We start from the raw sequence: 23,770 nt of genomic DNA, 5'->3' as shown, positions 1-23,770 counted from the left end.
GTGGGGGCTTTGCCGCAATCGATTCTGTTTTGCTGTGATCACAACGCCGTGCGCTCTCCGATGGCCGAAGGTATTATGAAAAAGCTGTATGGCTTTGAAACCTATGTGCAATCTGTTGGCGTGGTGAATGATCTTGAAATCGACGGCTTTGCGATTGCGGTCTGTAACGAGATCGGCGTTGCGCTCAGTCGGCATCGGTCGCGCAGTTTTGACGAAATGGAGCAGACCGGCGAAGCGTTGTCGGGATTTGATCTGATTGTCGCGCTGTCGCCGGCGTCGCAGCGGCGCGCGCTGGATCTCACGCGATTGTACCACCTGACGGTTGAATACTGGCCCATCATGGACCCCACCGGGTTGGGCGAGACCCGGGAACAGAAATTGAATGCCTACCGCCAAACCCGCGACCAGCTGATGGATCGCCTGAGCACCAAATGGAGACAGCCCCAATGACCAAAGCAACCATCGAGCGGTATTTTGATGCCTTCAACCGCAAGGACATCGCCGGGATGCTGGATTGTCTGTCAGACGACGTGGCCCATCACGTTAATGAAGGCGAGGTCCGGGTCGGCAAAGAGGCGTTTGCGAGCTTTTGTGATCATATGGCGCGCTGTTACGATGAAACGCTGACAGAGTTGGTGGTGTTTACCGCCGAAGACGGCGCGCGGGCGGCGGCCGAATACATGGTGAACGGCACCTATCTGGAAACGGATGCCGGTTTGCCTGAAGCGACCGGGCAGGGCTATCGTCTTCCTGCCGGGTCATTTTTTTCGTTGTCAGCTGACAAAATCAGCCGGGTTGTGACCTATTACAATCTTGGGGACTGGATGAAACAGGTGTCGTGATGCGGGTTGCGGCGCTGACGGGCGCAGATCTGGATGCGGTTCTTGATGACGTCGCCCGGCTGCGCATCGCGGTGTTTCGGGACTGGCCGTATCTGTATGATGGCGATTTGGCCTATGAACGCCGGTATCTGGACACCTATCGCAACAGTTCCGGGGCGATTCTGGTCGGGGCGTTTGACGGCGCGCGGCTTGTCGGGGCGGCGACGGGCACGCCGATGACCGACCATGCCGATGATTTCGCGGCCGCCTTTTCCGGCACCGATCTGTGTCTGGAGAAGATTTTTTACTGTGCCGAATCCGTGTTGCTGCCCGCGTATCGCGGTCAGGGGATCGGAAACCGGTTCTTTGATCTGCGAGAGGCGCATGCCAGCGCGCTGGGGGCGGAGATATCAGCGTTCTGTCGGGTGATCCGTCCTGACGATCATCCGCTAAAACCGCCTGATTACCGCCCGCTGGATGGGTTTTGGCGCAAACGGGGATACAGGCCTTTGCCCGGTGCCATCGCAGAGTTCAGCTGGAAGGACGTGGACCAGTCCGAAGAGACGGTTAAACCCCTGCAGGTCTGGACACGACATCTGCAAAAGGAGCCCGCATGAAGATTGCAACAGCTGCGTATCCGATGGCGTTTCTACCGTCCTTCGGTGCCTATGAAGAAAAGTTGCGGCATTGGGTGAAAGAGGCTGCCGGCAATGGTGCGCAGCTTTTGGTGTTTCCCGAATATGGTGCGATGGAGCTGGCCACGCTGGAAGGGCGCGATGTGGCGCATGATCTTGAGCAGTCATTGCACGCCGTGTCACAGCGCATTCCCCAGGCTGATGCGGCCCATGCGCATCTGGCGCGGGAGTTCGGTGTCCATATCCTTGCCGCGTCGGCCCCGGTGTTTGATCCGGCGTTCGGGGATCGGCCGGTGAACCGGGCGCGGTTCTTTGCCCCGGATGGCAGTGTGGGGTATCAGGACAAACAGATCATGACCCGGTTTGAACGTGAAGACTGGGGCGTGCAGGCCGGTGGTCCGTTGCGTCTATTCGAGACGGCGCTTGGCAAGATCGGCATCCTGATCTGTTATGACAGCGAATTCCCGCTTTTGGCGCGCGCGATGTCCGAGGCTGAGCTGATTCTGGTTCCGTCCTGCACAGAAGCGATGGCGGGCTATTCCCGCGTTCGAATCGGGGCAATGGCGCGGGCGCTGGAAAACCAGTGTGTGACCGTCATGGCCTCGACCGTTGGGGCGTGTGACTGGTCACAGGCGGTTGATGAAAACACCGGACGGGGCGGGGTCTTTGGCCCGCCCGATACCGGATTCCCGGCGACCGGTGTGCTTGCCGAAGGCAGCTTGAACGAGCCCGGCTGGACCTATGCGGATGTGGATATTGCCAAGCTGGCCCATGTCCGGCGGGACGGGGTTGTGTTGAACCGCCAGCACTGGGCCGACCAAAATGGACGTGACGGTATTGTCGCAACACGACAACTGGGCTGAATTGCCCTTGATAAATTGGGCGTTTGCCCCCATTTAGGGTCGCGTCTCGATGTTTTACGAGACGATGAACAAAGGAGAGACCATGGCCAAGGAAGATACGCTCGAATTTCCCGGTGTCGTTAAGGAACTCCTGCCTAACGCGACGTTTCGGGTCGAGCTTGAAAACGGCCATGAGATCATCGCGCACACGGCAGGAAAAATGCGTAAGAACCGCATCCGCGTTCTTGCCGGAGACAAAGTGCAGGTCGAGATGACGCCGTATGATCTGACCAAGGGTCGGATCAATTACCGCTTTAAGTAACAGGCGCGTATCCCGCTAACGGGGTGCCGGCTTTCGAATACGATTCGGACAGATATGACCAAACCGCGCCTGATTCTCGGCTCTGGCAGCCCGCGCAGGCGCGAATTGTTGGCGCAGATCGGGATTGAGGCGGACGATATCCGCCCGCCTGACATCAACGAAGATCCCCATCCGCAGGAACAGCCGCGCCCCTATTGTATCCGTCTGGCGCGCGAAAAGGCGCTGGCGATACCGGCAGAGGCGGATGACATTGTGCTGTCTGCCGATACCACCGTTGCACTGGGCCGCCGTATTCTGGGCAAGCCAGAGACCGCGGCCGAAGCTGCACGGTTTCTTTACGCTTTGTCTGGTAGACGGCACCGCGTGGTCACGGCAATTGCAGTGCGGCGCGGGGAACGGCTTTGGGAACGGGATGTTGTCACGCAGGTCAAGATGAAATCGCTCAGCGATGTGGAAGTGAACGCCTATCTGTCGAGCAATGATTGGCAGGGCAAAGCGGGCGGCTATGCGATTCAGGGCCCCGCCGGTGCGTTTGTGCCCTGGATCAACGGCAGCTTCAGCGCTGTGGTCGGCCTGCCATTGGCGGAAACCGCGCAGCTTTTGATGGCTGCGGGATATCCTCTGTATAAGGATGCATCATGAAGGGCCGGACCATTGCCTTGGACCATATCGACACCCGCGAGGCGGCGGCGCTGATTGTCGATGGGCGGCTTGAGGATTTTTTTCTCGCGGCTGATCTGCCGACCCCCGGCACGATTTACCGCGCCAGTGTCGAACGTCCGATGAAAGGGCAGGGGGGCATGTTCCTGCGCACGCCGGATGGCTCTGCCTTTGTGCGTCAGGTCAAGGGGTTGTCGCCGGGACAGACGCTGCTGGTTCAGGTCACGGGCTATGCCGAACCCGGCAAGGCGATTCCCGTCACCACCAAGGTGTTGTTCAAAAGCCGATATGCGATTGTCACACCCGATGCGCCGGGCATCAACGTATCGCGCCGGATCAAGGATGACGACGCACGCGAATCGCTGTTGTCGATTGCGCATGACACGATGGATGCAGGCGATTTTGGGGATGTTGACGGGTTCGGCCTGATTCTGCGCTCGTCCTGCCACGGGGCTGACCCGGCCGAGATTTCAGAGGATATCGCCGCGATGGCCGATCTGGCGGTGCAGGTCATGTCTGACCGGACCGGCGATGCCGAAACCCTGATCGAAGGCGACGGACCCCATCTGATGGCGTGGCGCGAATGGACGGATCAAGCTGATATCGACAACGCCGGTGGCAGTTTTGCCCGTCACGGTGTGCTGGATGCTATTGACCAGTTGACGCGGCGGGATGTGGCGCTGGACGGCAAGGCGTCGATGGCCATTGAACCCACCCGCGCGCTGGTGGCCGTGGATGTCAACACCGGCGGCGATACCAGCCCTGCGGCGGGTCTGAAGGCGAACCTGGCCGCGGTCAAGGATCTGCCGCGCCAATTGCGCCTGCGGGGGCTGGGCGGGCAGATTGTGATCGACCCCGCGCCCACCGCAAAGAAAGACCGCCGCCAGATCGAAAGCACGTTGCGCGCCGCGTTAAAGCGCGACACGGTCGAAACGGTGTTTGTCGGTTGGACACCGCTGGGCCATATTGAACTTCAACGCAAACGCGACCGGCTTCCCCTGACGGAGGTGTTGAAATGAGCTGTCCAATCTGTGGAAAAGACACACGCGCCGAGGTTCGGCCCTTTTGTTCCAAACGCTGTTCAGATGTCGATCTGGGGCGGTGGTTGACCGGGCATTATGCCGTTCCCTCAGACGATCCCGACGATATCGAAGCGGCGCTGGAGGCGGCCCAATCCAGGCCGCGTCCGGATGACAAACTGCACTGACGCCCGTGTGGCGATGCTGTGCGCGTTGCATGGCCCCTGTGTCCAAGGGCGGCGTCACGCGCGGCTGTCTTGCCTTGGTCGATATGCGTGTTAGGGCATGGACATGGACGCGCAGCATTCCACAGTGTTTCAACCGGTGATCCGGCCAGCGGGGCTGTGCGGTGTGTTGGTGAGCTTTGGCGACGGGTTGACCGAACCGGCCAATCGCGCAGCGCTGGCTTATGCCGCTGCGGTGGAACGGGCAGGTATCGCCGGAATCGAGGAATGCGCGCCGTCGCTGGTGTCGGTTTTTATCAGGTTTGATCCCTTGGCGGTGCCTCTGGATGTCATCATCGGCCAGCTGTCCACGCTGCTGGCCCAGCAGGACTGGCACGCCGCAGCCTTGCCAGAGGGGCGCAGGTTCATCCGGGTGCCCACGGTGTTTGGCGGCACGCTTGCCCCGCAGTTGGATGAGGCGGCAATGGTGGCCGGGCGCACCGTCCAAGAGGCGCGCCAAGATCTGTCAGAGGCGCGTTTGCGGGTGCAGACCATCGGCTTTGCGCCGGGCCAGCCCTATCTTGGGCTTCTGCCTGCGCCTTGGAATCTCCCGCGCCAGACCAATCTGACCCAGGCGGTGCCGGAAGGGGCCTTGGTTGTGGCGTTGCGGCAGTTGGTTCTGTTTTCGGTCTCCAATCCGACTGGCTGGCGTCATGTGGGCCAAACCGCGTTAAAGCTTTTTCGCCCGGACAGCACAGAGCCGTTTTTCCTGAGGCCGGGCGACGAGGTTCAGTTTGTTCCAGTGGGTCCAGAGGTGCTGGATCATGTGCGATCTGATCCCAATGGCGGCGCTGACATTCAGGTGATCCGATGATCCGCGCGTTGATCGTGCGCCGCATTGTGCCGGGGGCCACGCTTCAGGATAGGGGGCGCACCGGGTTTCTGGCGTTTGGCCTGTCCCGGGGCGGCGCGGCCGATTTATTGGCGCTGGCCGAAGGGGCCGCGCTTTTGGGCCAATCCACGTCCTGCGCCGCGTTGGAGCTTCCGGGGGCCGGGGGGGTGTTTGAAGCCACGGAACCCCTGCGCATTGCACTGACCGGAGCACCGATGCAGGCGCGGCTTGAGGGGCGTCCGATTGTCTGGAACGCGTCTTATCTGCTGGCGCAGGGGGCACAGCTTGAGATCGGCGCGGCCAGATCGGGCAGCTATGGTTATCTGCATGTCGGAGGCGGCTTTGCCACGCAGCATGTGCTGGGCGCGCAATCCGCGCATCTTGCCGCAGGGGTGGGGCGCGTGATCACCGCAGGGGATCATCTTGCGGTTGGCATGGACCGCGCGTCAGACGTGGGGTTGACCCTGCCGACAGAGCCGCGTTTTGACGGCGGGGCATTGCGGCTTGTGGACAGTTTTCAGTCCGGCCTGTTCGATGCCGACACCCGTGCGCGGTTCACCCGGACCCGATTTCAGCGGGATGCGCGAGCCAATCGCATGGGGATGCGGCTGACATCACAGGGAGACGGGTTTTTTGCCAAAGGCGGGCTGAACATCCTGTCCGAAACCATCGTTCCGGGCGACATCCAGATCACCGGTGACGGCGCGCCCTATCTTCTGTTTGCCGAAAGCCAGACGACAGGCGGATATCCCCGCATCGGCACCGTCATTCCCGCCGATCTGCCGCAGGCCGCGCAAACGCCGCTGGGCGGCCGGATGACGTTTGAATTTGTGACCCGCGATGAGGCGCTGCGCGCCCAGGACCGGATGCAAACTTATCTGACGCAATTGCCCAACCGGGTCAGGCCGCTGATCCGTGATCCGGCACAGATGCGCGATTTGTTGCGTCACCAGTTGATCAGTGGGGCGACATCGGGCCAGTTGGAATTAAAGGAGCCATAAGCATGCATGTCGATCTGAACGCCGATATGGGCGAAAGCTTTGGGCCCTGGCCCATGGGGTCGGATGCGGATCTGTTGAAGATCATCACCTCGGCCAATGTGGCTTGCGGGTTTCATGCAGGCGACTGGGACGTGATGTCGGCAACGATGGCGTTGGCGGTCCAGAATGATGTGGGCATCGGCGCGCATCCCGGCTTTTCCGACCTTCAGGGTTTTGGCCGGCGCCGGATGCAGTTGAGCCATGACAGTTTGCGCAATCTGGTGCGCTATCAGTTGGGTGCGGCGCAAGCGATGGCCGGTGCTGTGGGTGGCAAGGTGCGGCATCTGAAATTGCACGGTGCCTTGTCCAATATGGCCTCTGAAGACCCGGATATGGCGATGGCATGTTACGACGCCGCGCTGTCGGTTGATCCGGACATCGTGATCATGGTGCTGGCGGCCACGGCGCAGCAAACGGCGGTCGAGGCGTTGGGCTGCACATGGGCGGGCGAGATTTTCGCCGACCGGGCCTATAATGACGATGCCACTTTGGTTGATCGAAGCCAGCCCGGCGCGGTGATCCATGACGCGGACATGGCCGGGCAACGGATGCTTGAGATGGTGAAAGCCGGGGCGATCATCACCGAAAGCGGCAAACACATTCCCGCAGCGGTGGACACGATCTGTCTGCATGGCGATGGCGCAACGGCCGTACAGATCGCCCGTACCGTTCGTACAACTCTGGCAGAGGCGGGCGTGTCGCTGAGACGGTTCGAGGGCCGTCAGGGCGCGATCAGCAGCGCCTGAACATCCGCAACATTGGTCCCGGTCGCATCGGTGATCAACAGATCACCCGCCGCCGCCAGTGCGGCAAAGCTGTCATTATTGGCCAGCAAAGCGTCCAGATCGACACCTGCGGCTGCCGCGCGGCTTCGGGTTCCGGCATCGACAACGCCGCCCGCGGCATCGGTCGGGCCGTCCCTCCCATCGGTGCCGCCGGACAAAAACACCCAAGTGGCATCGGTGCCGGGTGCGCCCCTGGCCACCCGCAATGCCAGTTCTTGATTGCGACCGCCGCGCCCGTCACCGGTCAGTTTGACCGTGGTTTCCCCGCCAAACAAAAACGCCGTTTTTCTGGATGTTGGGTGCAGGCACGCCAGCACTTCTTTGGCGGCGTCTGCGACATCGCCCACTAAGGCGGCGTTGACAATTTTGGGTTCCAGACCAAGCGCTTGGGCCTTTTCGGCCATTGCGTCCAGGGACTGGCGATTGGAGCCTATCAAGGTGTTCTGTGCCACGGGGGCGGGGTCCGCCGGGCGGGTGGATTTCTGTTGCAAATGCGCCCGGATTGATGCGGGCAGCGCATCCCATAGACCGGCGGACATCAGCACTGAGATGGCGTCTTCTGCGGTTCCAATCGGGCTGACCGTTGGGCCAGAGGCAATTGCGCGAAGATCGTCACCGATGACATCCGACAGCAGATAGGCATGCACCGGTGCCGGGGCCGCCAGCCGCAAGAGGCCACCGCCTTTGAGCAGGCTGACTTGCTGGCGAATCATGTTCATCTGGACAATGTCCAGCCCGGCAGACAGCAGCAGATCGTTCAGGCGTGCTTTGTCAGACAGGCTGACCGGGGCGGGTGGCGCAGGCAAAAGCGCCGATCCACCGCCCGAGATCAATGCGATCACCCGGTCGTGTTCGGTTGTCTCCGACAATGTGCTGATCACCGTCTGGGCGGCGCGTCGGCCGGCTTCGTCAGGGACGGGATGCCCGGCGCGCAACACTTGCGCCTTGGGCACTGTGTCGGTGTTTTCGTGGTGCGTCACTGCAAAAGCGCCATGCGCGTCGGGAATTTGAACAAGCGCTTCGCGCAGCATTGCCGGGGCGGCCTTGCCGATTGCGATCACGAATGTGCGGCCATTCGGCCCGGGTGGCGGCACCGGTGCCTGGGCAAACCCGCGCTGCACGGCACGGGCGGGATCTGCGGCTTTGACGGCGGCATCAAAAAGCTGGCGCGCATAGGTGCGCAGAAGGGCGGTCTCTGTCATGGCGTCATAAAGAGACCCCGCTTGCCCCGAAGTCAAACAGGTCGTGCCAAAATTCTGTCCGGACAAGAAAGTGGTGGGCGACCTAGGAATCGAACCTAGCGTGCGTCTCCGCGAGGGAGTTACAGTCCCCTGCCACACCTTGCGGCCTGTCGCCCACTGACGTCAAAGGACAGGCCCTTGGCGTTGGCGGGTGATTACAATTGCCCCCTTGCGGCGTCAACCGGAAAATCCCATCAAGCAGGCAGCGCAATTCGCGCATGAATTGAGAGGGCTGACATGGTCAAAAAACCGAAATGGGTGGTGGCCAAGGAGCAATCAAAGAAGGCGGCTGCGGCAGAGACCGTCTGGCTGTTTGGTTTGCATGCGGTGCGCGATGCGCTGATGAACCCAAGGCGTGAACGCCTGCGCCTTGTCGTGACGCGAAACGCTATGGACAAGCTGGCGGATGCCATTGCCGAGGCCGGGATCGCGCCCGAGATGAGTGACCCGCGCAAATTTGCAGCGCCGATTGATCCGCAATCGGTGCATCAAGGGGCCGCGATGGAGGTCAAGCCGCTGAACTGGGGGCGTCTGGAGGATGTCGCATTGGGCGAAGGCGAGGGCCCGCCGCGGGTGATCTTGCTCGACCGTGTGACCGACCCGCATAATGTGGGCGCGATTTTGCGATCTGCCGAGGTGTTTGGGGCGTCGGCTGTTGTTGGCACCTTGCACCATTCGGCCCCTGAAACCGGGGCGTTGGCCAAAACTGCGTCAGGCGCGCTGGAGCGACAGCCTTATCTGCGGGAACGCAATCTGGCAGACGCGGTGGAGCGGCTGCGGGCGATGGGGTATCTGATTTACGGGCTTGATGGGGAGGCAGAGCGGACGCTTGAGGACACCATTGCCGATGTCCGTGACCGCCCCATCGCATTGGTGCTGGGGGCCGAAGGGCCGGGGCTGCGGCCCAAGACCAAGGACACGTGCGATGCGTTGGTGAAAATCCCTTATGCGCGGGCGTTTGGATCGTTGAACGTTTCAAACGCGGCTGCGGTTGCGCTTTACGCCACACGCGGCTGAACTTGCGATTGGGCGCGTGCGTGCCAATATCCGGACCAAAGGAGACGCTATGCCCCAAGGCACAAAAATTGCAACCTGCTGTTATTGCGGAACCCGCGCCGCGCTGGTCTTGCGGGGCAGGGACCGTCACGAACTGAGCTGTGCGGCCTGCGGCGCGCCTTTGCATGATATGAAAATGCTGCGCGCCGATGTGGTGGACAGGCCGGTGTCAACGCAATCGTTCAATCCGAACCGGCCCAAGAAAAAACAGAAAAAAACCGGCGCAATGCCGGTGCCTGTGCGGGATCGGAGCTATGGCTACAAAAAGAAGAAAAAGAAAAAGCGCAAAACGCTGGCCAAACGGTTCTTTGAAGAAGCGTTTGACGTTCTTGAGGATATTTTCGACTAGCGTGCCCGAACCGGTGCCGGGATGCGGTGTTGCACCGCAAACTGCGACGTTGCGCTGGTCAAGCGGGGCAGGGTGATTTAAGTGCCGTTTTACAAAGATGGAGACCAGCGTGACGACATTTGAAAACCCCGGTCCGGTTGAAGAAAACTGGAAAGATGCGATTTCTTCGGTGGAGGAAATCATCGAAGACGCGCGCAATGGCAAGATGTTCGTCCTTGTCGATCACGAGGATCGTGAAAACGAGGGCGATCTGGTGATCCCGGCACAATGGGCGACGCCGGATGCGATCAACTTTATGGCCAAGCATGGCCGGGGATTGATCTGTCTTGCCATGACAACGCAGCGTATCGAAGAGCTTGGGCTGGAATTGATGTCGACCAACAATTCATCGCGCCATGAAACCGCGTTCACGATTTCCATCGAGGCACGCGAAGGTGTGACCACCGGGATTTCTGCAGCGGACCGGGCTCGGACGGTGGCGGTTGCGATTGATGGCACCAAAGGGTCTCAGGATATTGCGACGCCGGGGCATGTGTTTCCATTGCGCGCCAAAGCGGGTGGCGTTCTGGTGCGGGCCGGGCACACCGAGGCGGCGGTGGATATCAGCCGTCTTGCCGGGCTTAACCCTGCGGGCGTGATCTGCGAAATCATGAATGAAGACGGGTCGATGTCGCGCCTGCCTGAGCTGGTTGCCTTTGCGCAATTGCACGGGCTGAAGATTGGCACGATCAGTGATCTGATTGCCTATCGGCGTCGGAACGACAACCTTGTGCGGGTGTGCAAACAGGAAACCATCGCGTCTGAATATGGCGGCGAATGGGACATGCGGATCTATACTGATGAAACCCATGGCGACGAACATATCGTGCTGACCAAAGGCGACCTGTCCGGGGATGATCCGGTGCTTGTCCGTATGCACGCGCTGGACCCGATGCTGGATGTGGTTGGAACCGGCCCGCACGGGCGGGCGAGCGAATTTCAGCATGCGATGGAGGTTGTGGGCAAAGAAGGGCGCGGCGTGGTTGTGTTGCTGCGCGACACGTCGATGAAGCTTGACGTGGGGGATGATGTCTCGCCCAAAACGCTTCGGCAATATGGGCTTGGTGCCCAGATCCTGTCCTCGCTTGGATTGTCGAAATTGATCCTGTTGACCAATTCGCCGACCCCCAAAGTGGTCGGGTTGGATGCCTATGGGCTTGAAATTGTTGGCACACGTAAGATTTCGGAGTTGGGCTGATGGCGGCAGCGGTTGAGCATTACACACTGGACAGGCCGAGCTTTGACAAGCCAGTCAAGATTTTGATCGTCGTGGCCCCCTATTACAAGGATATCGCAGATCAGATGATTGCCGGTGCCAAGGCCGAGATCGAGGCGTGCGGGGCGATCCATGAGCTGGTGGAGGTGCCAGGGGCGCTGGAAGTGCCCACCGCGATTGGCATTGCCGAGCGGATGTCGAATTTTGACGGCTATGTCGCGCTGGGCTGTGTGATCCGTGGGGAAACAACGCATTACGAAACCGTGTGCAATGACAGTTCGCGGGGGATCACCCTGCTGGGCTTGCAGGGGCTGTGCATTGGCAACGGGATTCTGACAGTCGAAACCATGGATCAGGCGCAGGCCCGTGCGGATGTCGATGGGCAAAACAAAGGCGGCGGAGCGGCGGCCGCCGCGTTGCACCTTATTGCGCTTGGCCGTAAATGGGGTGGCGCGCGCAAAGGTGTGGGGTTTGTTCCCCATAGCGACGACTACAAAGTCGCCGGCGGCCCAAGGACACCGGACACCGCATGACCTCTGCTCGCAAGAAAACCAAGGTTGATCAAAAACGCCAAATGCGATCCGCATCGCGTCTTTATGCGGTGCAGGCGCTGTTCCAGATGGAGCAATCCGGTCAATCCGTCGATAAGGTTGCAGTTGAATTTCTGGATCACCGTTTTGGCGTGGCGCAGGGCGATAGCGGTGATTTGGTCGAAGGGGACGTGGACCTGTTTCGTCGGATCACCGATGAAGCGGTGAATTATCAAGCCAAAATTGACCAGATGACCGATCGCGGTTTGGTTGCCAAATGGCCGATTTCGCGGATTGATCCCACGCTTCGCGCCGTGTTCCGCGCCGCTGGCTCTGAATTGGTGGCAAGTGAGACGCCGCCGAAAGTGATCATCTCGGAATATGTCGATGTGGCGCGGGCGTTTTTCCCCGAAGGCAAAGAGCCCAGCTTTGTCAATGCTGTGCTGGACCACATGGCGCGTGAGGCACGGCCCGAAGCGTTCTGAACCGGGCTGTGCAGATTGAGGGCTTTGATATCTGGCCGACACGGCTTAGGTTATGTGTCGGAAAGCGAGGTGTTCTATGCCCGATCTGATCAAGTTGTATATCCGCCAGACTGCAATCGGCTTTGTCCTGTCAGCCGTATTTGTGACACTTCTGCTGTATTTCAACATCGTCAATCTCTGGCATCTGGTGACGCATACGGATGTCGGTCTTTTGGCCGTGTTTTTGCTGTGGTTGTTCAACGGGATTGTATTTGCCGGGGTTCAGTTCGGTATTTCGATCATGCTGATGAAATACGACGACGATGATGACGACGACGATCATCGCGGGCGGCCAATTTCGCTTACCCCGATCCGGGTGGAGGCGACCGCACCGCGCAGTTCTGTTCGGAATTTTCAAAGGAAATAAGCGGCGGGACCACACCAACCGTGCGGTTCTCTCATTCCCGAGGACCTGTATATACAGGTGGGCGTCAGGTAACCGGACCAGGATCCGGACAGAGCCAACTCCCTCGGATTTGCTTAAGGCCACCGGAATGCAACCTGTCACGAGAAGGGCAGTGCCCGCCTGACGCACACCTAAGCCGGGCAATGTCCCGCGACAAGGGGGGGCAGTGGATATCTTCGTGGCGACGGCTTGATTTTTGTTCACACTTTGTTCATCTTTGGCACTATGCGAGATGATCTTCAGCCCGGACAGTTTTTGGCACGCGGTGTCTGCCGCCATTTGGCCAGTCACGACTTTTCCGTCATCGAGGAATTTGTGCCGGACAAAGGGCTGCGCGTGGATGTGATGGCGCTGGGTCCCAAAGGCGAGGTCTGGGTTGTGGAATGCAAGTCATCGCGGGTCGATTTTCAGTCCGACCAGAAATGGCAAGGCTACCTGGACTGGTGTGACCGCTATTTCTGGGCTGTCGATCTGGACTTCCCGACCGAGCTTTTGCCAGCGGACTCGGGTCTGATCATCGCAGATGCCTATGATGCGGAAATCGTGCGCATGGCGCCGGAAGACAAACTGCCCGCCCCGCGTCGACACAAATTGATTCGGAAATTCGCGTCCCATGCCGCGCGGCGATTGCACGCGCTGCGTGATCCGGATGCACAGCTTAGCGCCTGGGCTTGACCTTCTGCGCGGCTTGCGCGGCAAGCCTGATCTCTTCGGCGATTTCCTCTGCCTCTTCGGGCGCGAAATCCATCGGTATTTCGATGCCATCGGCCAACACAAAAAGACGCACCATACCCTGATCCGTGGGCCCGATCTGCAAATTGGCCTCGATATCGCGTTCGGTGTTGATGCTCATGCTCGTGCTCCGGAAAATGCCGCTCAGGGCCGAGGGGATAGACGCGGCGGGGGTGTTTTGCAAGTTCTGCCGGATACGCTGAACACAGGGCTACGCCCTGCGCAGGGGCGTGGGGTGGGCCAGATGGTGCAAGGACAGGCGCTGCCCGTGTGTCATCGAAACCGGTCATCAGCTTTGGGGGCGATCAGGTGGATCAGGTGTGCGAAGTGGCGTTGTCAGGGCAGATGGGTCTTGCAAAGGCCGGGACGTGCCGTTATTTCGCCCCTCAGTGCCGACATAGCTCAGTAGGTTAGAGCGCTTGATTGTGGATCAAGAGGTCCCCCGTTCGAGCCGGGGTGTCGGTACCATCTTTACTGTGTTTCGATTTGAATGGTCTGCATCAAACGTCCGCTGTCGCGGCTGAAGATCAGGATTTCATCCGCCTCGGTGACAACGGCATACCAGTTGCGCGCTTGCGTAAACGCGGTGGCGGTCGTGCCATCCGGCAATGCGATGCTGCCGGGCAAGGGTGCGGCAGATTGATTGTACCGGATGACAATCAGCGCCGTGATCAGTATGACGCCTGCGATCATCGTTATCGTCAGCACGGTCACCAGCCTGCGCAGAAAGCGAAGGTTGGCCGGTTCTTTGATCTGATCTTCGGGGGTGTTGTCCATGTCTGATCCCACATTGAGTGTCACCATCGGTGCCTCACCACCGCCGCGTCTTGATAAGGCGTTGGCGCGCGACGTGCCAGAGGAAGCGGCCCTGTCGCGCACCCGGTTGATGAAGCTGATCGAATCCGGCTCTGTGCGCCGGGGCGACGAAGTGCTGTCCAATCCAAAGGCCACCGTGGCCGAAGGGGATGTCATTGATGTGACCGTGCCGGTGGCGACGCCAAGCCATATCGCGGCCGAGGATATGCCGCTTGATATCCGGTACGAAGACGATGACCTGATTGTTGTGATGAAACCGGCTGGCATGGTGGTGCATCCGGCACCGGGTACGCCGGGCGGCACTCTGGTGAATGCGTTGTTGCATCATTTTGGGGGCGCGCTGTCGGGTGTTGGCGGTGTCGGGCGGCCGGGCATCGTGCACCGGATCGACAAGGACACCAGCGGGCTTTTGGTGGTCGCCAAATCGGACCGCGCCCATCACGGGCTGGCCGATCAATTCGCCGCGCATCGTGTTGAACGTGCGTATCAGGCGCTGGTGTACGGGTATCCCGATATCGGCGATCCGCGTTTGCGCGGTGTCCGGGGGGTGTCGTTTGAACCCGGAGCGGTGATCCGGATCACCAGCGATCTTGCCCGCCACAAGACCGACCGGCAGAAACAGGCGGTGTATTTTGGCCACGGCAAACACGCGATTACACGGGCGCGGGTGCTGGAGGGGTTTGGGAAACCGGCCCAATTGGCTCTGGTGGAATGTCGGCTTGAGACCGGGCGCACCCATCAGATCCGGGTGCATATGGCGCATGCGGGACATGGCCTGGTCGGTGATCCGGTATACGGGGGCAAGCGTAAAGCGGCCAAAGGGACGTTATCTGAACCTGCCTTGACGGCACTGGCGCAATTTTCGCGACAGGCTTTGCATGCGGCCGTTCTTGGATTCGCGCACCCGGTCAGCGGCGAAGTGGTGCGGTTTGAGGCGGATTTGCCCGACGATATGGCCGGGTTGATTGCGGAATTGCGTGCCTGAAACAATCGTCCCATGTGCGTGAGCGCACGGAGTTTTGGGTTATCTGCAGGGAAATGTGCGTTAAGTAATGATCAACGAAAGCCGTGCGCCACTTGAAACCGGTGATCTGCGTCACCAAGTTGAATGTTAACACCATAAACATTGGAGGGACATGGATATGGCTAATTACGCGAACCTCCCGGCCCCGACGCCGGAAGCGGGCTTGAGCCGTTATCTTCAGGAAATTCGGAAGTTCCCGCTTCTGGAGCCTGAAGAGGAATATATGCTCGCCAAGCGCTGGGTGGAACAGGAAGATACAGATGCGGCCCATAAGATGGTGACAAGCCATCTGCGCCTCGCAGCAAAAATTGCGATGGGCTATCGCGGATATGGATTGCCCCAGGCGGAAGTGATTTCCGAAGCCAATGTGGGTTTGATGCAAGCTGTCAAACGGTTTGATCCGGAAAAGGGGTTCCGTTTGGCAACCTATGCCATGTGGTGGATTCGGGCGTCGATCCAGGAATATATTTTGCGTTCATGGTCCCTGGTGAAGCTGGGCACGACATCGGCGCAGAAAAAACTGTTCTTCAACCTGCGCAAAGCCAAATCGCGGATCGGGGCGCTTGAGGATGGTGACCTGCGTCCAGAGCATGTTCAAAAGATTGCGCATGATCTGGGTGTCAATGAAACCGAGGTGATTTCGATGAACCGCCGTTTGTCGGGCGGCGATGCGTCGTTGAACGCGACGGTCGGGTCCGATGGCGAAGGGGCCATGCAGTGGCAGGATTGGCTTGAGGATGAGAGCGCCGATCAGGCCGGTGACTACGAAGAAAAAGACGAGCTGGATGCGCGTCGCGCCATGCTGGCGCAGGCGATGGACGTTTTGAATGATCGGGAAAAAGACATTCTGACCCAACGCCGCTTGGCCGAGAAGCCGGTGACGCTGGAAGAATTGTCCGGGCAATATGATGTCAGCCGCGAACGTATTCGCCAAATTGAAGTGCGCGCGTTCGAGAAATTGCAAAAACGCATGCGTGATCTGGCGAAAGAGCAGGGATTGCTGACGGCTTGACCGGGTCATCGGCTATACAGAAGCGGCAACACCCCGCCTGATGCAGAGCCACCAAGAAGGGCGCTGGCCGGTGATGTCATCGGCCCGGGCAGATCGGCGAAAAGCAAAAACCTCTCTCTGACCGCGTCCAGCGTTTCCGGGTCGGTCAGATCCGATACCTGATCGGTTCCAAACTGCCGCAGGGCGCGTGTTTTGAGGTCTTCGACCTGCCGGTCGATATCGAGCGAGCTAAAACTGTCGGGTGTGTTCAGTGCGGTTTCAAAGACCTGCCGAAGCGGGTTCGAGGCCAGGATCGCGAACCATTGAGCATCGTTGGAACGCTGGTTGGTCACAACTTGGTTCAAGTCGCGGTTCAGTCCAAGCGCAAGACGCATGTTTGGATCGGTCTCTCCAACCCGAATTTCAAATTGTCGATCAACGTAAATGTCCACAATCGCGTCGGCAAAGCCTGGCGGATAGGTGCGCCCCTGATCCGGCTGGGACAGATTGAGTGCAGCAACGAAAGGTTTTAGCCGTGGGTCAGGCAAAACATTGATCAGCGAGGTCGGGTCCTGCGCATCGGCGGCAATCAGGCGGTTTGCAAAGGCCGCGCTGTCGCTGCGCAAGGGCATGCCAAAGAAATCGAACACATCAAGCATCAGCTTGGCGTCCTTAAAGAAATCCTCGGCCGTTTGCGCGGGCGCGTCGCGGGATGTGACGGTGTCAACGAATTGTTCCAGCTTGCTCACAAAACTGCCGTCCACGCTCTGTGCCCGTTCAGCGAAACCAAAGACATCGGCCCAGGCGGCGTAGCGCGGGTCCTCAAGCTGGTTCGCGGGGGAGAATGGATCGTCCAGATCCGATGTCAGAACGGACGACAGGAAATCATTGCGCCCAAGGTCCGTGTTCAATCCGAAAATGCGCAGAGACGCGTCAAGCAGATCGTCGTTTTCAAGCAAATCAGAAGGGGACTGCAAATCCCCCGCAACGGCGGAGAAGCGATCGGCAAACCCATAGATGCTTTCGGTTGCTGCGCGTTTTTCGTTCAACGCCAACACAGAAGACAGTTCGGCATATCGCGGGTCCGACAGGCGGTTTGCGAAGGAATTTTCATCCGTCAGATCGGATTCCAGAACGCGCTGAAGGAAAAAGAGATTGTTTCGGTCGCTTTCCAGCCCAAAGGTCTGAAGCGTTGCGCGCAAGAGGGACGGATTGCCAAGCAAATCATCCGCCGTTTGCAACTCAGCGAGTTGCGCGCGTATGCGGTCTTCCTTTGCAGCAGTGGGGAGTTTGGCGGCCTCGCCAAAGAAATTGAACGTTTCGGCCAGTTCGCGGTAGCGTTTGTCGGCCAGTTTGTTGGCAAGCGAGCTTTCATCCGACAAATCCGAGGTCAGGACTTTCTCGATAAAGGCGCGGTTCTGGATGTCTGCGTCCAGCCCGAACGCCCCTAATGCGACCGACAGCAGTGCGCGGTCATCAAGAAGCTGATCGGCGGTTTCCAGCGTTTCAAGCCGGTTACGCGCGGTTTCGATGTTGCGTGCGATATCGGGGGATTGCCCCAGGGATGCCTGCTGTGCCGCGCGGGTCCGTGTGAGAAAAGCGTAGCCGCCGGGGCCAGAGCCCAGAATGGTTGGTGAAAAGGTCACATCGGCACCTTCCTGACAGTAATGCGATGCCAGTAAGCCGCGAGATCCGTTAATGTCCGATATAGAAAACCCTGGAATGTCATTTCAACTTGCATCGAATTGAAATGAAAAGGCCGGTCGCAGGACCGGCCATTGTGTTTTATGCTGCGTTGGTATTCGCCGGTTTCGGCTTTCCCTTGCGTTGCGTGCCACCCGCATTGGTGTCGATGAAGTCAAGCACCATGGGCCGGATGTTGTTGCGCCAGCTTTTGCCTGCAAAAATACCGTAATGGCCCGCGCCGGGTTCGACATGGCTGGCTTTCTTGCTGTCTGGCAGGCCGGTGCACAGATCAAGTGCGGCGATACACTGGCCCGGGGCCGAGATGTCGTCATTGGCCCCTTCCACGGTTTTGACGGCAACCTTGGTGATCGCCCCCATATCCACCTTGTGGCCTGCCACGATGAATTCGTTCTTGGCAATCTCGCGGCGTTTGAAAATCCGGTCGACCGTCGACAGATAGAATTCGGCGGGCATGTCCATGACGGCCAGATATTCATCGTAAAAGCGGTTGTGCGGATCGTGATCCGAGGCTTTGCCGCGCATGACATTCTGTATCTGGTTCGAAAACGCGCTGGAGTGTCGCTCTGCGTTCATCGAGATGAACGAGGCGAGCTGCAGCAAGCCGGGATAGACCATGCGGCCCACCCCGGGATATTTGAAGCCAACGCGCTGGATCATGGTTTCTTCCAGCTGACCCATTGTGACGCGGCGGCCAAAGTCGGTGACGTCGGTCGGGGTTGCATCCGGATCGACCGGGCCGCCGATCAGGGTCAGCGTGCGCGGCTGCGCGTCGGGGTCGAGTTCGGCCAGATAGGCGGTTGCGGCCAGGGTCAGCGGAACCGGCTGACAGACCGCGACCACATTGGTGTCCGGTCCCATCTCGCGCATGAAATCCATCAGGTAGAGGGTGTAATCCTCGACATCGAATTTGCCGGCGCTGACAGGAATGTCGCGGGCGTTGTGCCAATCGGTGACGTAGACTTCGCAATTCACGATCAGCGATTTGACAGTCGAGCGCAGCAAGGTTGCGTAATGGCCCGACATTGGTGCAACCAGCAAGATCTTGCGGGGCTGTTCCTCGCGGCCTGCGACCTTGAAATGGATCAGATCGCCAAAGGGCTTTTCGACAACTTTCTGGATTTCAACCAGATGATCGCGCCCGTCCTGACAGGTGAATGTTCGAATCCCCCAGTCGGGCTTGACAACCATACGTTCAAATGAGCGCTCCGTGACCTCGCCCCAGGCGGCCATCCATTGAATGGCGGGGTTGGGCATCATGGCCCAGGCCGGATAAGATGCGGCCGTCCGGGCCGTCGCGCCAAGCCATTGATTTGTATTGCGAACCGTTTCCATGAGATCGTATGTCATCATGTAGCGCATTAGAGGCATCTCCTTGGTACAGGCCACGTTGACCGGGCCATTTAGTCGCTTTGCCTCCCACTGCGTGCGACGTTATTCTGCATAGCAGCATGAATAAGGGGGAATATTGGCCATGACAACCAATGACGTTGCTGCACCAGAAATTAGTGCGGAACTTGAGGCCAATTTGCAAAAGATTGAAACATTGACCCAGCGCATGATGACCGCGCTGTCGAGTAAACGGCAAATCAATCCAGCCCTGCATGCGCCCGATGCGTCCCTGTTTGGAGAGGCAATGCAAAGCTATTGGCAGGAATGGTTGCAAAATCCGGCCAAGATTCTTGAGCATCAGATTTCCTATTGGGGCAAGTCGGTCAAACATTACGTCGAAGCGCAGCAAGCCTTGGCCAAGGGTAAATTACAGGCACCCGAAGACCCCGGCCCGCAGGACCGTCGTTTCAAGAACCCGATGTGGGATGAACATCCCTACTTCAATTTCATTAAGCAACAGTATCTGATCAACGCCGAAGCGATCCAGACCGCCGTCAATGACATTGACGATATGGATCGTCTTGAAAAGCAGCGGCTGAAATATTTTGCCCAGCAAATCGTGGATATGTTCGCGCCGACGAATTTTCTGGCGACCAACCCCGATGCGCTGCAAAAAGCACTTGAGACCGAAGGCGAAAGCCTTGTGCAAGGGTTGGAAAACCTGGTGTCCGACCTTGAGGCCAACAATGGCGAACTGGTGGTCCGGCTTGCCGATGAGGGGGCGTTCGAGATCGGTGAAAACATCGCCACGGCAGAAGGCGAGGTGGTCTATCGCAACCACATGATGGAACTGATCCAGTACACCCCGACAACGGAAAAAGTGCGCGAAACGCCGATTGTGCTGTTTCCGCCATGGATCAACAAATACTACATTCTGGACCTCAAACCGCAGAATTCGTTTATCCGTTGGGTCGTTGATCAAGGGTACACGCTGTTTGTCGTCAGCTGGATCAACCCGGATGAAAGCTACAAGGATGTGGGGCTAGAGACCTATATCGAAGACGGCTATTTGCGCGCTTTCGAAGAGGTGAAGTCGATTTGCAAGGTCGATCGGATCAATGCAATTGGCTATTGTATAGCCGGCACCACTTTGAACCTCACGCTGTCACTGCTGAAACAGCGCGGCGACAAAACAGTCAAATCGGCCACCTTTTTTACCACGCTGACCGATTTCTCGGATCAGGGCGAATTCACCCCATTCCTGCAAAACGACTTTATCGACGGCATCGAAGCCGAAATCGGCGATACCGGTATTCTTAAGTCGTTCATCATGGCCCGCACATTCAGCTATCTGCGGTCGAATGATCTGGTGTATGGACCGGCGATCAAAAGCTATATGATGGGCGAAACACCACCGGCCTTTGACCTTTTGTACTGGAACGGCGACGGGGCAAACCTGCCTGGCAAGATGGCCATTCAGTATTTGCGCGGTCTGTGCCAGCGCAATGAATTTGCCGATGGCACGTTCGAACTGATGGGGCATACGCTCAGCCTTGGGGACGTGGATGTGCCGCTGTGTTCGATTGCCTGCGAAACCGACCATATTGCCGCCTGGAAGGATTGCTATCGCGGGGTGCAGCAGATGGGGTCGAAATCCAAAAAATTCATCGTGTCGGAATCCGGCCATATCGCCGGGATCGTGAACCCGCCCAGCAAAAAGAAGTACGGCCATTACATCAATGACGACATGACGCTGTCGCCGGAGGACTGGCTCAAGGGGGCCGAGTTTTCCGAAGGGTCGTGGTGGCCGCATTGGGAAAAATGGCTGAGCAAACGCTCTGGCAAATGGATCAAGGCGCGACAGCCGGGGGACGATGAACATCCCGTTCTGGGTCCGGCACCCGGCACATATGTGCAATTAAAAGCCACAGCTTGACCTAGCGGCATTTTTTATGCTGCGGTGCAGAAAAAAAGCTTGAATTGCTGCGCTGCAGCATCTATGTACCTTTCATCTGCAGATCAGCGGGGTGGGCCCGCAGCGCAGGAAAGGATTTGAACGATGGCTACGAAGACACCTGACATGACCGCGACACTCAAAGAAATGATGGGTGCATTCCCGGTCGACACGAAAGCAATGGAAGACGCTTTCAAAACAACAGCAACTCTGAACGAGAAGCTGTCCTCGGTTGCTCTGGAAGCAGCTGAGAAGTCGACAGAAATCTCTGCCAAGTGGACAAAAGACACGCTCTCCAAGCTGAGCGACATGTCCAAGGCGAAAACAGAGCCTGCCGATTACGCAAAGGCGATGACCGATTTCGCATCCGCTCAGGCCGAAGTTGCCTCCGAGAACATGGCGGCCTTCGCCGAGATCGCGAAGAAAGTCCAGATGGACACAGTCGAGCTGATGATGGCTGCTGGCAAAGACATCTCTGAGGATGCATCTGCCGCTGTCAAGAAAGCGACTGCTGACGTGACAACAGCTGCCAAGAAAGCAACGGCAACTGCAAAGTAAGCTGACATAGAATTAGCGTTCTCTCCTCCCAAATCTGGAACGCTATTTTCTGGCCGGGTCCGCAAGGATCCGGCCTTTTTTGTGCGTGCTCAGGGGGCGCATCCGATCAATGAGTTGTCCGATAAACGTCACCAGTGCTTTCTTTTTGTGCTGCATGTGCTTAAGCTGCGTTGCAGCAAAGACATTCCGGGGAGGGACCCTTGGCTGACACCGACAAACCGCTGCTGATCAAGCGCTACGCGAGCCGCCGTCTCTATAATACGGAAACATCCGATTATGTGACCCTGGAAGACATCGCGCGCTTTATTCGCGATGGCCGCGAGGTTCAGATCATTGACCTGAAATCCGGCGATGACCTGACCCGCCAATATCTGTTGCAGATCATCGCAGAACACGAAAGCCGCGGTGAAAACGTGTTGCCGACGAATGTGCTGAATGACCTTGTGCGCAGCTATACGTCCCAGGCCACCAGTGCGGTTCCGCAGTTTCTGGCCGCCAGCTTTGAGATGTTCCGCGAGAGCCAATCCACCTGGATGGAAAAGATGAACAAGGCCAACCCGATGACAGGTGTGCCCGGCTTCGAAGCGATCCAGGCGCAGCAAGAGGCGTTTCTCAAGGCCATGACGGCCGGAATGGCGGGTAACTGGTCCGGTCCGATGCCCGAAGGGTCCGATGCGGACAGTTCTGGCACGGCACCGCAGGATGGCGATGATCTTGACGATATCAAATCGCAATTGGCCGAACTTCAGAAAAAGCTGTCGAAACTCGATAAATAAGTCAAAGTCCCAACCGGTCCCGCATCGCGTACCACGACATTGCCAGCGACAGGATAGGCGTTCGCAACAGACCGCCGCCCGGAAAGGTCACATGGGGGATGTCATTGAACGCGGCAAAGCCTTCGGAGGGTGCGCGCGTCGCTTCGGCCAACAGTTTTCCGGCCTGAATCGCGTTGCCGACGCCATGCCCTGAATATCCTGACGCAGACAGGACATTGGGTTTGACCCGCGCCAGATAGGGCATCCGCTTGATGGTGATGGCCAGGGTGCCGCCCCAGGCATAGTCGATCTTTACATCCCTGAGATGGGGAAAAACCGTGGTCATCGGGGCCCGCACCAGTCCCGCAATATCCGACGGAAACCGATAGCCATAGGTTTCCCCGCCCCCGAACAACAGACGTTTGTCATGGCTGAGACGGAAGTAATTCACCACAAAGCGCGAATCCGCGACGGCGATATCGGCGGCCAGAACCCGGGCGGCCTCCGCGCCCAACGGTTCAGTGGCAATGACGTAGTTGTTAATCGGCATCACCCGCGCCGCCACCGTCCGGTCAAGGCCACCCAGATATCCGTTGCCCGCAAAAATCACCTGATCGGCGATCACATGCCCTGCATCGGTGCGGATGATGGGTTTGGCCCCGTGTTTGACATCATGCACATGGCTGCGCTCATAAATCCGGACACCGGCCGAGGAGGCGGCTTTGGCCAGCCCAAAAACAAGCCGGAGCGGATGAAGATGCGCGGCCCCCATATCAAGCGTGCCGCCCTTGTAGTCGGGTGACGGGCAAATCCGGGCGAAGGCATCCGCATTCAGCGGTTCGATCTGATCGTAGCCGTAACGTGTCTGCAAATACTCTGCATAGTGATGCAACTCCGCCACGTCCGAAGCACGGCTTCCGGCCCACGCGATGCCATCTCTCAGATAGCAGTCGATACTGTGGGTCGCGATCAGGTCACGCACCAACGTCTTGGCGTCTTCTCCCAAACGCCAAAGCCGCTGCGCCGCGTCTTCTCCGACCATCTTTTCCAGCTTGATCTGATCTTGCCGCTGCCCTGATCCCAGCTGCCCGCCATTGCGCCCCGACGCCCCAAACCCCACACGATGCGCGTCAAGCAGCACCACATCCGCGCCCGCTTGAGCCAGGTGCAGCGCGGCCGAGATGCCGGTAAACCCGGCCCCTACAATACAGACATCGGCGGTCGTCTCGCCCTGCAGCGGTGCAAAGGGGGCCAGCGGTTCTGCGGTCGCTGCGTACCAGCTTTGCGGATAGGTCGCGCGGGTGTCATTGCTGAAAAGAAGGTTCACGAAGACCGCTCCTGGTTTCTTTGGGCTGTCAAATAC

At 58.7% G+C, this 23,770-nt stretch carries 29 protein-coding genes and 2 tRNA genes; 24 read left to right on the top strand and 7 right to left on the bottom strand.

Going from position 1 to position 23,770, the window contains the following annotated elements; genetic code table 11:
• The 11 genes from ACG74X_RS09690 to ACG74X_RS09640 all read left to right on the top strand — a co-directional run bounded on the left by ACG74X_RS09690 (position 1) and on the right by ACG74X_RS09640 (position 7,141).
• Complete coding sequence (locus ACG74X_RS09690; RefSeq protein WP_411234408.1) at positions 1 to 450, top strand: low molecular weight phosphatase family protein; 450 nt, start codon at positions 1 to 3, stop codon at positions 448 to 450.
• Positions 447 to 842 carry a ketosteroid isomerase-related protein gene (locus tag ACG74X_RS09685; protein ID WP_411234407.1) on the top strand — a complete coding sequence of 132 codons (396 nt, stop codon included), beginning with the start codon at positions 447 to 449 and terminating at the stop codon, positions 840 to 842. The genes ACG74X_RS09690 and ACG74X_RS09685 overlap by 4 nt, the downstream gene beginning before the upstream one ends.
• Positions 842 to 1,438 carry a GNAT family N-acetyltransferase gene (locus ACG74X_RS09680; RefSeq protein WP_411234989.1) on the top strand — a complete coding sequence of 199 codons (597 nt, stop codon included), beginning with the start codon at positions 842 to 844 and terminating at the stop codon, positions 1,436 to 1,438. The genes ACG74X_RS09685 and ACG74X_RS09680 overlap by 1 nt, the downstream gene beginning before the upstream one ends.
• Positions 1,435 to 2,319 carry a carbon-nitrogen hydrolase family protein gene (locus ACG74X_RS09675; RefSeq protein WP_411234406.1) on the top strand — a complete coding sequence of 295 codons (885 nt, stop codon included), beginning with the start codon at positions 1,435 to 1,437 and terminating at the stop codon, positions 2,317 to 2,319. Before ACG74X_RS09680 ends, ACG74X_RS09675 begins: the two co-directional genes overlap by 4 nt.
• Positions 2,320 to 2,401: 82 nt before the next feature.
• Positions 2,402 to 2,620 (top strand): translation initiation factor IF-1, encoded by a 219-nt coding sequence (gene infA / locus ACG74X_RS09670; protein WP_005978431.1) that lies wholly within the window; start codon positions 2,402 to 2,404, stop codon positions 2,618 to 2,620.
• Positions 2,621 to 2,674: 54 nt separating this feature from the next.
• On the top strand, positions 2,675 to 3,262 hold the full coding sequence (locus ACG74X_RS09665; RefSeq protein ID WP_411234402.1) for a Maf family protein: 588 nt from the start codon (positions 2,675 to 2,677) through the stop codon (positions 3,260 to 3,262).
• Entirely contained in the window at positions 3,259 to 4,299 is a 1,041-nt protein-coding gene (locus ACG74X_RS09660) for a ribonuclease E/G (protein ID WP_411234400.1), read from the top strand. The genes ACG74X_RS09665 and ACG74X_RS09660 overlap by 4 nt, the downstream gene beginning before the upstream one ends.
• Positions 4,296 to 4,487: a DNA gyrase inhibitor YacG gene (locus ACG74X_RS09655; protein ID WP_411234398.1), complete on the top strand. Its 192-nt coding sequence runs from the start codon at positions 4,296 to 4,298 to the stop codon at positions 4,485 to 4,487. The genes ACG74X_RS09660 and ACG74X_RS09655 overlap by 4 nt, the downstream gene beginning before the upstream one ends.
• A gap of 103 nt (positions 4,488 to 4,590) precedes the next feature.
• Entirely contained in the window at positions 4,591 to 5,337 is a 747-nt protein-coding gene (locus ACG74X_RS09650; RefSeq protein ID WP_411234396.1) for a 5-oxoprolinase subunit B family protein, read from the top strand.
• On the top strand, positions 5,334 to 6,356 hold the full coding sequence (locus tag ACG74X_RS09645; protein WP_411234394.1) for a biotin-dependent carboxyltransferase family protein: 1,023 nt from the start codon (positions 5,334 to 5,336) through the stop codon (positions 6,354 to 6,356). The genes ACG74X_RS09650 and ACG74X_RS09645 overlap by 4 nt, the downstream gene beginning before the upstream one ends.
• Before the next feature lie 2 nt (positions 6,357 to 6,358).
• Positions 6,359 to 7,141 carry a LamB/YcsF family protein gene (locus ACG74X_RS09640; RefSeq protein WP_411234393.1) on the top strand — a complete coding sequence of 261 codons (783 nt, stop codon included), beginning with the start codon at positions 6,359 to 6,361 and terminating at the stop codon, positions 7,139 to 7,141.
• Here ACG74X_RS09640 and ACG74X_RS09635 read toward each other — a convergent pair.
• Positions 7,117 to 8,382: a glycerate kinase gene (locus tag ACG74X_RS09635; RefSeq protein ID WP_411234391.1), complete on the bottom strand. Its 1,266-nt coding sequence runs from the start codon at positions 8,380 to 8,382 to the stop codon at positions 7,117 to 7,119. The genes ACG74X_RS09640 and ACG74X_RS09635 overlap by 25 nt on opposite strands.
• Positions 8,383 to 8,453: 71 nt before the next feature.
• Positions 8,454 to 8,537, bottom strand: a tRNA-Tyr gene (locus tag ACG74X_RS09630).
• Positions 8,538 to 8,658: 121 nt separating this feature from the next.
• Between ACG74X_RS09630 and rlmB the strand changes: the two genes are divergently transcribed.
• The 7 genes from rlmB to ACG74X_RS09595 all read left to right on the top strand — a co-directional run bounded on the left by rlmB (position 8,659) and on the right by ACG74X_RS09595 (position 13,216).
• Complete coding sequence (rlmB, locus tag ACG74X_RS09625) at positions 8,659 to 9,438, top strand: 23S rRNA (guanosine(2251)-2'-O)-methyltransferase RlmB (RefSeq protein ID WP_411234389.1); 780 nt, start codon at positions 8,659 to 8,661, stop codon at positions 9,436 to 9,438.
• A gap of 49 nt (positions 9,439 to 9,487) precedes the next feature.
• Positions 9,488 to 9,826, top strand: coding sequence for a hypothetical protein (locus ACG74X_RS09620; protein WP_411234387.1), 339 nt, complete (start codon positions 9,488 to 9,490; stop codon positions 9,824 to 9,826).
• A 109-nt stretch (positions 9,827 to 9,935) separates the two neighbouring features.
• The gene (gene ribB / locus ACG74X_RS09615; RefSeq protein WP_411234385.1) at positions 9,936 to 11,063 is read left to right on the top strand and encodes a 3,4-dihydroxy-2-butanone-4-phosphate synthase; all 1,128 of its coding nucleotides are present in this window, start codon (positions 9,936 to 9,938) and stop codon (positions 11,061 to 11,063) included.
• A complete protein-coding gene (locus ACG74X_RS09610; RefSeq protein ID WP_411234384.1) occupies positions 11,063 to 11,614 on the top strand; it encodes a 6,7-dimethyl-8-ribityllumazine synthase in 552 nt (183 codons plus the stop codon). The genes ribB and ACG74X_RS09610 overlap by 1 nt, the downstream gene beginning before the upstream one ends.
• On the top strand, positions 11,611 to 12,096 hold the full coding sequence (gene nusB, locus ACG74X_RS09605) for a transcription antitermination factor NusB (RefSeq protein WP_411234383.1): 486 nt from the start codon (positions 11,611 to 11,613) through the stop codon (positions 12,094 to 12,096). The genes ACG74X_RS09610 and nusB overlap by 4 nt, the downstream gene beginning before the upstream one ends.
• A gap of 76 nt (positions 12,097 to 12,172) precedes the next feature.
• A complete protein-coding gene (locus ACG74X_RS09600) occupies positions 12,173 to 12,502 on the top strand; it encodes a hypothetical protein (RefSeq protein ID WP_411234382.1) in 330 nt (109 codons plus the stop codon).
• A gap of 264 nt (positions 12,503 to 12,766) precedes the next feature.
• Positions 12,767 to 13,216, top strand: a complete 450-nt coding sequence (locus ACG74X_RS09595; RefSeq protein ID WP_411234381.1) for an MmcB family DNA repair protein — start codon at positions 12,767 to 12,769, stop codon at positions 13,214 to 13,216.
• On the opposite strand, the gene ACG74X_RS09590 is transcribed toward ACG74X_RS09595, so the two are convergent.
• Complete coding sequence (locus ACG74X_RS09590) at positions 13,200 to 13,394, bottom strand: DUF6324 family protein (RefSeq protein ID WP_411234380.1); 195 nt, start codon at positions 13,392 to 13,394, stop codon at positions 13,200 to 13,202. The genes ACG74X_RS09595 and ACG74X_RS09590 overlap by 17 nt on opposite strands.
• Positions 13,395 to 13,664: 270 nt before the next feature.
• Between ACG74X_RS09590 and ACG74X_RS09585 the strand changes: the two genes are divergently transcribed.
• Positions 13,665 to 13,741: transfer RNA gene (locus ACG74X_RS09585), tRNA-His, on the top strand.
• 3 nt (positions 13,742 to 13,744) lie between these two features.
• Here the strand turns inward: ACG74X_RS09585 and ACG74X_RS09580 are convergent.
• Positions 13,745 to 14,050 carry a DUF6476 family protein gene (locus tag ACG74X_RS09580; protein WP_411234378.1) on the bottom strand — a complete coding sequence of 102 codons (306 nt, stop codon included), beginning with the start codon at positions 14,048 to 14,050 and terminating at the stop codon, positions 13,745 to 13,747.
• On the opposite strand from ACG74X_RS09580, the gene ACG74X_RS09575 reads away from it, so the two are divergent.
• Positions 14,049 to 15,074, top strand: a complete 1,026-nt coding sequence (locus tag ACG74X_RS09575) for an RluA family pseudouridine synthase (protein ID WP_411234377.1) — start codon at positions 14,049 to 14,051, stop codon at positions 15,072 to 15,074. The two genes, ACG74X_RS09580 and ACG74X_RS09575, sit on opposite strands and share 2 nt — an antisense overlap.
• A gap of 157 nt (positions 15,075 to 15,231) precedes the next feature.
• Complete coding sequence (rpoH, locus tag ACG74X_RS09570; RefSeq protein ID WP_411234376.1) at positions 15,232 to 16,125, top strand: RNA polymerase sigma factor RpoH; 894 nt, start codon at positions 15,232 to 15,234, stop codon at positions 16,123 to 16,125.
• Positions 16,126 to 16,130: 5 nt separating this feature from the next.
• Here rpoH and ACG74X_RS09565 read toward each other — a convergent pair whose 3' ends face one another.
• Both ACG74X_RS09565 and phaZ read right to left on the bottom strand, forming a co-directional pair.
• On the bottom strand, positions 16,131 to 17,750 hold the full coding sequence (locus ACG74X_RS09565) for a DUF1217 domain-containing protein (RefSeq protein WP_411234375.1): 1,620 nt from the start codon (positions 17,748 to 17,750) through the stop codon (positions 16,131 to 16,133).
• 139 nt (positions 17,751 to 17,889) lie between these two features.
• The gene (phaZ, locus tag ACG74X_RS09560; RefSeq protein ID WP_411234373.1) at positions 17,890 to 19,170 is read right to left on the bottom strand and encodes a polyhydroxyalkanoate depolymerase; all 1,281 of its coding nucleotides are present in this window, start codon (positions 19,168 to 19,170) and stop codon (positions 17,890 to 17,892) included.
• A 112-nt stretch (positions 19,171 to 19,282) separates the two neighbouring features.
• Between phaZ and ACG74X_RS09555 the strand changes: the two genes are divergently transcribed.
• From ACG74X_RS09555 to phaR, 3 genes are all read left to right on the top strand, one after another.
• A complete protein-coding gene (locus ACG74X_RS09555; RefSeq protein ID WP_411234371.1) occupies positions 19,283 to 21,076 on the top strand; it encodes a PHA/PHB synthase family protein in 1,794 nt (597 codons plus the stop codon).
• Between the two features lie 123 nt (positions 21,077 to 21,199).
• Positions 21,200 to 21,652 carry a phasin family protein gene (locus ACG74X_RS09550; RefSeq protein WP_411234370.1) on the top strand — a complete coding sequence of 151 codons (453 nt, stop codon included), beginning with the start codon at positions 21,200 to 21,202 and terminating at the stop codon, positions 21,650 to 21,652.
• A gap of 200 nt (positions 21,653 to 21,852) precedes the next feature.
• Positions 21,853 to 22,428: a polyhydroxyalkanoate synthesis repressor PhaR gene (gene phaR / locus ACG74X_RS09545; RefSeq protein WP_411234368.1), complete on the top strand. Its 576-nt coding sequence runs from the start codon at positions 21,853 to 21,855 to the stop codon at positions 22,426 to 22,428.
• Between the two features lies 1 nt (position 22,429).
• On the opposite strand, the gene ACG74X_RS09540 is transcribed toward phaR, so the two are convergent.
• Complete coding sequence (locus ACG74X_RS09540; RefSeq protein ID WP_411234367.1) at positions 22,430 to 23,734, bottom strand: NAD(P)/FAD-dependent oxidoreductase; 1,305 nt, start codon at positions 23,732 to 23,734, stop codon at positions 22,430 to 22,432.
• Between the last annotated feature and the right edge of the window lie 36 nt (positions 23,735 to 23,770).

This window comes from Marivita sp. S0852 (genome assembly GCF_046591575.1).
Lineage (GTDB): Bacteria > Pseudomonadota > Alphaproteobacteria > Rhodobacterales > Rhodobacteraceae > Marivita.
Note: the sequence above shows the minus strand (reverse complement) of the source record. Positions and strands in the feature narration are given on the sequence as shown.